4 protein-coding genes are annotated in these 6439 nt (G+C 55.0%); 2 read left to right on the forward strand and 2 right to left on the reverse strand.

Annotated features, from left to right (window positions below; all coding sequences use genetic code 11):
- Positions 1–155: 155 nt before the first annotated feature.
- Positions 156–1172: a phosphotransacetylase gene (locus tag D6783_00785; GenBank protein RME53822.1), complete on the reverse strand. Its 1017-nt coding sequence runs from the start codon at positions 1170–1172 to the stop codon at positions 156–158.
- A 93-nt stretch (positions 1173–1265) separates the two neighbouring features.
- Positions 1266–2648: a hypothetical protein gene (locus tag D6783_00790; protein RME53823.1), complete on the reverse strand. Its 1383-nt coding sequence runs from the start codon at positions 2646–2648 to the stop codon at positions 1266–1268.
- A 211-nt stretch (positions 2649–2859) separates the two neighbouring features.
- On the opposite strand from D6783_00790, the gene D6783_00795 reads away from it, so the two are divergent.
- Both D6783_00795 and D6783_00800 read left to right on the forward strand, forming a co-directional pair.
- The gene (locus tag D6783_00795) at positions 2860–3177 is read left to right on the forward strand and encodes a hypothetical protein (protein RME53824.1); all 318 of its coding nucleotides are present in this window, start codon (positions 2860–2862) and stop codon (positions 3175–3177) included.
- 5 nt (positions 3178–3182) lie between these two features.
- Positions 3183–6439: hypothetical protein (locus D6783_00800; GenBank protein ID RME53825.1), on the forward strand; the 3257-nt coding region annotated here is incomplete at its 3' end.

A 6439-nucleotide genomic window follows, 5' to 3' on the forward strand; every position in this document is an offset into this window, starting at 1 on the left:
TGTTTTTTATGGTTTTTTCTTTCTTCTCGAGAAAGGGTATTTAAAGTTTTGTGAGTATTTCATAATAAGAACGTTTTTTTTGGCGTTTTTTTGTCGTATTTTTTTGTTGTGTCTTTGGCGTTGTAGTCGGTGCTGCGAGAAGTTGTTGCAGGAGTTTACTTTCGGTCGAGTTGTTTTTGATGGTAGCGTGCTTCCCATTGATCGTTTGCTGTGCACTGGACTGCGGTAATGGCGATGGCGTCGACGATGTCATCAGGAGAACAGCCGCGGGAGAGGTCGCAGAAGGGTTTTTTGAAACCTTGCATGATAGGGCCGACTGCGCGTGCTCCGCCGAGACGCTCTACGAGCTTGTAGCCAATGTTGCCAGCGTTGAGGTCGGGGAAGATGAGGATGGTTGCGTCGCCGTGCAGTTTTGAGTGTTGCATTTTTCGTTTTGCGATAGCGGGGATGAGGGCGGCGTCGACTTGCATTTCTCCTTCGACGGGGAGGTCAGGGAGAGCGTGTTTGACGAGGTCTGCCGCCTTGCGCACTTTTTCGACAAAAAGGTTGTTCCCCCCGCTTCCTTTCGTGCTGAAGGAGAGGAAGGCGATGCGGGGGTTGATGCCGAGGAAGAGGGCGGTGTCTGCTGTGCTCACGGCGATGTTTGCAAGCTGTTCCGCGTCCGGACTGATGTTGAAGCCGCAGTCTGCAAAGAGGAGGGGGCGGTGGTGTTTGGGAAGGATGAGCATGCTGCTTGAAGCGTAATGCCTGGTGCCGAAGGTGTAGAGGCCTGCTCGGATGGTGTCAGCGGTGGGGTGGGTGGCGCCGGAGATAAATGCGTCTGCGTACCCCATTGCGACGAGGGCGGCGGCGGCGAAAGCGGGCTCCTTGACGAGTTCTTTTGCTTTTTCAATGGTTAATCCTTTTGTTTTTCTTTGTTCGTAGACGGGTTTGAAGAGGTGTGGGATGATGGTGTGTTTGTGTCCGGTGTCGAGGAGGGAGATGCCTGAGAGGGATGTTTTTGTGTGGTGGGCTTCGACGAGGATTTTGTCAACGTCGCCAAGAAGGGTGATGCGGGCGAGGCGTTCTTTTCTTGCCCTCGCGGCCGCGATGACGACGCGTTCATCGTTTCCTTCTGCGAGGATGATGTGCTTGTGTGCTTCTCTTGCGCGTTTTCGAATCGTGGCGAGCATTGGTGTTTATTCTTTTGATGGGGTTTTATCAGTTTTGCTTTTCACGCATTAGTAGAAAAACAAGTGCTGGAGGGGGTGGTGTGGCGGTGCGTGTTAGGCGGGTGAGGCGGGCGGTGTTGTTGCTTGATGCGTCCACCAGTACAAGCTGGCTTTGAGGATGTTCAGGGCGGTTTTGAGGTCGTTCGCTTCAACGTTCGGCTTGAGGGTGAGCCGTGCGTTTGCTTTCGCAAGGCGGATGGCGCCGACGACGAGGCGGGGGCTGATGTCTGTGATGAATTTTTTTTCATCGCGTGCAATGGTTTCGATGAAGTTGACGACTACCGGCTCGAATTTCTTGCTGAACGTTGGTTGGATGGTGTTGGCGTATCGGATGTAGTGCTTGATGAAGTGCACGTCTGCTCGCTTGATGACGATTCGTTCTTGTTTAATGATGTTTTTTGTGATGGCGATGAAGTCTTCTTTGTTTGGTTTTTTTATGAGGAAGATGAGGTGGAAGCGGGAGAGGAGGGCTTGGTCGAAGGGGAGTTGTCGTTTAATTGTTTCGGCGCTTTTCCCGACGAGCCGGTCCCCTTTCGGGTTGGCGGTGGCGAGGATGCGCACTCGTGCGTTGAAGCGAAGTTTCTCTCCTCCCTTGTTGTAGGTGATGAATCCTTTTTCCATGGCGTTGTAAAGGGCAGCGAGGTCTTGGTGCTTCATGAGGTTGAGTTCGTCAATGCAGCAAATGCCGTGGTCTGCTTGGGGAAGAAGCCCTTCTTTGATGGTGTTTCCTTTGACGGTTACGGCGAGGCCTGCTCCGCTGGTGCCGCTGCCGAGGCCGAAGGTCGCGATGGGTGCGATTTCTTCTACGGCACGGAGGATTTCTGTTTTGCCGGTTCCCGGGTCGCCGAGGAGGAGGATGTGGACGGGTTCTTTGGCGAAGAGGAGGAGGGTTGCTGCTCGTTTGACGTTCTCGAGTCCGACAATGCCTGGTGCGACGAGGCGGTGGAGGGTGGCTGCGCCGTGTTGTGCGAAGTGGTGGTACGCGCTTGTAAGGTAGTAGGTTTCAATGGTTTTGTTGACGTGGTTGATGAAGGATTGTGTTGTTTCGTCTTTGAAGTAGGCGCGAAAGAGCGGGTAGTCTTGGCTTGGGACGAGGGTGGTGCCGGTGGTGTGGATGGTGCCTCCTGCTTTGTTTTGTTTGAGGAGTGTGACGAGGCGGCGAAAGTCTTCGTCAGCGATGGCTTCTCGTGCTTTTTCCACGAGTTGTTTTTTTTTGCCGAAGAGGGGGAGGAGGGTTCGCAGCGCGGTCGTGAGGGGGCCTGGCACGTGTTTGCTCGGGTGGTGGGCAGAGGCGGCAGGGTTTTGGTAGTTGCCTTGTCCTGATTCGTGTCCTGACGCTTGTCTTGACGTGCTTGTTGGTTTGTTTGTCTTGTTTTTGGCCGTGTTCTTGCTCGTTGCTGCTTTGTTGGTTGTGGCGGGTGATCGTGTTCTTGGCATGGTGTTTTTCGTTCCTGGGTGCCTTTTCGTTAGTGCGGGTTTTAAGCTTTTCGTCTTTGTCGTTCTTGCCCAGGGCCGGTTCTTGCAGAAAAATTTATAAATGACGGTTCCAGTGATTTATGAATATTCATAAGATTTTACTTATGAGATTTCATATATTGTGTAGAGGTGGCTTGCGCGTTGCGAGGAGAATCGACGACGATGCGCCCTGGTGAAGCAGGTGAAGCGAGCTAAGACGACAGTAAAGAAAAATGAAGCGCTGCAGCGAGGCAGGAAGCTGAGAAAAGAGAAGCAGAGGGCCGCTCCAAAAGCGCGAGAAGCGCCCGGGCAGCTTGAAGGGCTTTCACAACAGCAAAGAACACTGTTAAAACTCATAAAAGAGGTGGGGAAGGTCACGACCACCTCAGAAGTGGCCGCACTCCAAAATATTTCTTGGAACACTGCTGAGAAGTACTTGCTCGAGTTAGCATTGCTGGGCAGGGTGCGGCGACTCAAGAAGGCGGGGGTGAACTTGTGGGTGCTTCAGTAAAGCAGGTGCAGGCGCTCAGTGTTCCTTCGCGCGTTTCGCGCGTTGTGTTTTTGCTTGTGGTTTGGCTTGCGCTCTGCACACTAGGCATTGGCGCACGAGCGGCTCTCGTTGGCGCTGCTGTTCCTTCTCCCGCGGGCGTGAGCGGTGCTGATGCCAGTGTTTCTCGTGCTTCCAGTGTTTCCTTGGACAAAGAGGTGTTTGTACTCGGCGAACAAGTTGCTTTCTTCGTGCAAGGGAGTGCTTCAGATCGCCTCAGCGTGGTGACTCCGTCGTCTGAGTTCAGGTTCTTGGGCGATCCGAACGGGTGGCAGACCTTCATCCCTCAAGAAGCCGGCGAGTACGTGGTCGTGGTGCGAGACGTTCGCGGCGCTTCCGTTGCGCAGGCGTCGTTTCAAGTAGTCGAGGAGCTGACGCCCAAGGAAGGCGAGGCAGGCACGGTGCAAACAGACAAGGAAGTGTACCTGCCAGGAGAGCTTGTGCGCATAAAATCGTTGGTTAAAGGATTTAAGACGAGGCTCACGTTGAGGACGCCTTCTAGCACGTACACCTTCCTTGGCGATGTAGATGGTGAGGTGAAGTTCAGGCCTCAAGAAGTCGGGACGTACACGGTGACGTTGACGGATGAGCTGGAAGGAGTTTCGTATACGACAACGTTTGAGGTGTCTTTAGAGGTTTCGAGGTCTTCAAGCGCGAGTGCCGCTTCTGCCACGCAGGGGGTGTTTAATCGTTCGGGTTCTGGCACGCTGCAGGGGGGTGATGCAGTTCTGAACACGTCGAGCACGTTGAATACGTTGAATACTTCGACGAATACTTCGAGTGGTTTGAGCGGCTCGCGTGCTTCTGCCAGTGGGGGAGCCGGCTTTGACAGCTTTGGCAATGCATCGAATGCTAGCATCCTTAATAGTAGCATTGATCGTCTTGGCAGCGCGCTTGGCGCGGGAAGGGTGGAAGGAGGAGGAGTCGTTAGCGGGAGCAACGGCGTCACGCTTCCCGGTGGCGTGCAGGGAAGTCTTCGAGTTCAGCCCAGAGTGCTCTTGCGCGACCGCTCTGGCAGGGTGAAGGAAGGCATTACTCGCTTCCTGCGACGTGGCGTCCCACAAGAAGTTGTTTTGGAAAACAACCGTTACGATGTTGAGATTGTAGAAGTTGGCGGCGTGCGTATCTTCCTGCACAACGTGACCGCCGCGAAGGAGTTGGTCCTTGACTTTGAAGAGGTGCGAAAAAAGCGGCTCGGCGGGCTCAAAGACGTTCCGATCGAGTCGTTCGCGATCAATCCTGCAGAGCTGAATTTCACGAACGGAACGATCACGCGGACTGCGAAGGGGAACAAGCTTTACAAATGCGCTGATTGGAGTTTTGCAGCTCAGGAGTGCAAGGGGTCGTGGCAGCTCGTGCAAGCGCTCGAGCCAGGAAAGCCCTACGTTATTCCCATCTATGCAGGAGACCCTGGCTTTGCTGAAACACTGGAGATTTTGAACGTGCAAAGTTACCCGACCGTGGGCGGCGTGTGGGAGGTGCGCTTTAACACAACCGGCACGGCAGATCTCGTCATAGCGCCAGCGGATGGCACCACGTGGGATAACGTTCGAGAAACGGAGGACTTGAAGTTTTTGACGTTGTCATGCGGCGGTGAAGCCGTGAATTACACGTGGGAGGCCGGGCGTGTTGTTGCGAGGAACTACTCGTGTAACGAGACGGGCAGGGAGGCCTCTAAGGTTCTCACTCGCGGGACGCACACACTCGCGTTCACATTTGGCAACGTTACGAAGTACGCGCACAACTTCGCGTTGGTGAGTGGAGTGTTGATGCTTCGTGAATCCGCGGGGGGGTTGAACCTTAACACGGTTTCTGGAGCGAGTGTGACGTTTGATTCTGTTGATAGGAACGACTCGCAATACCTCTTCACGCCTGGGTCGAGCATCGTGACGGTGAACGAGTCAGGTATTTACAGGGTTTCTTACGGTGTTGGGTTTACGAGGCCTGCATCGAATACGCGTGTCGAGCATTTCGCGAAGGTGACGGTGAACGGGGCTGACGCGAATGCGTGCTGGTCGCAAACGTACACGAGAGGATCCACTGACTCCTTGGAAGGCGTCGCGACCGCCGATTGTTTGTTGAACCTGTCGGCGGGTGACAACGTTTCCATTGTCGCGGGGAGGAGCTCGAGCAGTTCTGCTGCCGCCACGGTGTGGGGGAATCATACGTGGTTGCATATGCAGTTCTTGCACGCCCCGGACGTTGCCATGATTCGCGACTCGGTCGGCGGCGACTCCATGGACAGCACGACGGGGGTCGTGATTGACTGGAACGTGGCCGAGCGTGTTGATTCCTCGTTCAACTTTACCCCGACGTCAACGAACGTGACGATTCTCAAGACCGGCCTGTATAGAGTGAGCTACGGCATTGCTATTCACGAGGCCGGCGGCGGTATTCGCTACGGCGGTGACGTGCGCCTTCTCGTGAACGGAAACACCGTCCCGGTTGGCGCGTCGTACACGTACGTGAGGGGTGATACGAGTTCAGAGGACGGCGTTGCGACGAGCGACGCCCTCATTGAACTAAGCGCGGGGGATGTGATCCAGGTGAGGGGGAGGAGAGAGTCATCTGCGAGCGCGGCGGTTTCCGTCTTTGGCGGGCGGACGTGGCTGGACGTGGAGAGGGTTCCTGACGGCGATGCAAACGTGGCGATCCTGCACGACCTTGCGGGGGGGCAGAGTGTGAACACCGTGACGGGCACGGATATTAATTTTGCAACGGTGAACAGGTCTGACAGCCACTTCATCATTGTTGACAGCAACACCGTAGAAGTGAATCATACCGGGTTGTATCGTGTCTCGTATAACGTGTATGAGAATCGGTCAAGCGGCAGTACGCGCCTTGAGTTGTTTGGAGTTCTTCGCCTGAACGGGGCCGACGCGCCGGTGTGCGCATCGCAAGGGTATAACAGGGGTGCACAGGGAAGTGAGGACACGTATGAGAGCAGTAACTTTGCCAGCTGCCTCGTGCAACTCTCTCAAGGCGACCGCTTGGAAGTGCGGGTGGGGCGCTCGTCAAGTTCTTCTGCAACGATAACGACTGCGGGGGGGAGGACGTACTGGTCGTTGCAGAGTGTTGATGCGTTGCGCGAGCCTTCTGTGGTCCTCAACACTCCTGCCAACGCGTCCGTTGTTGGCGCACATGTGGATTTCAACTTTACCGCGACGGACGACCAAGTCATGACGTGCACGTTGTACGGGAACTTTTCTGGTTCGTGGGGGCCGAA

The sequence above is a fragment of the Candidatus Woesearchaeota archaeon genome (assembly GCA_003694805.1).
Lineage (GTDB): Archaea > Nanobdellota > Nanobdellia > Woesearchaeales > J110 > J110.

Bases quoted from the DNA above. Each gene is read 5' to 3' on its own strand.
- D6783_00785 (RME53822.1), bottom strand. From the start codon at position 1,172: ATGCTCGCCACGATTCGAAAACGCGCAAGAGAAGCACACAAGCACATC.
- D6783_00790 (RME53823.1), bottom strand. From the start codon at position 2,648: ATGCCAAGAACACGATCACCCGCCACAACCAACAAAGCAGCAACGAGC.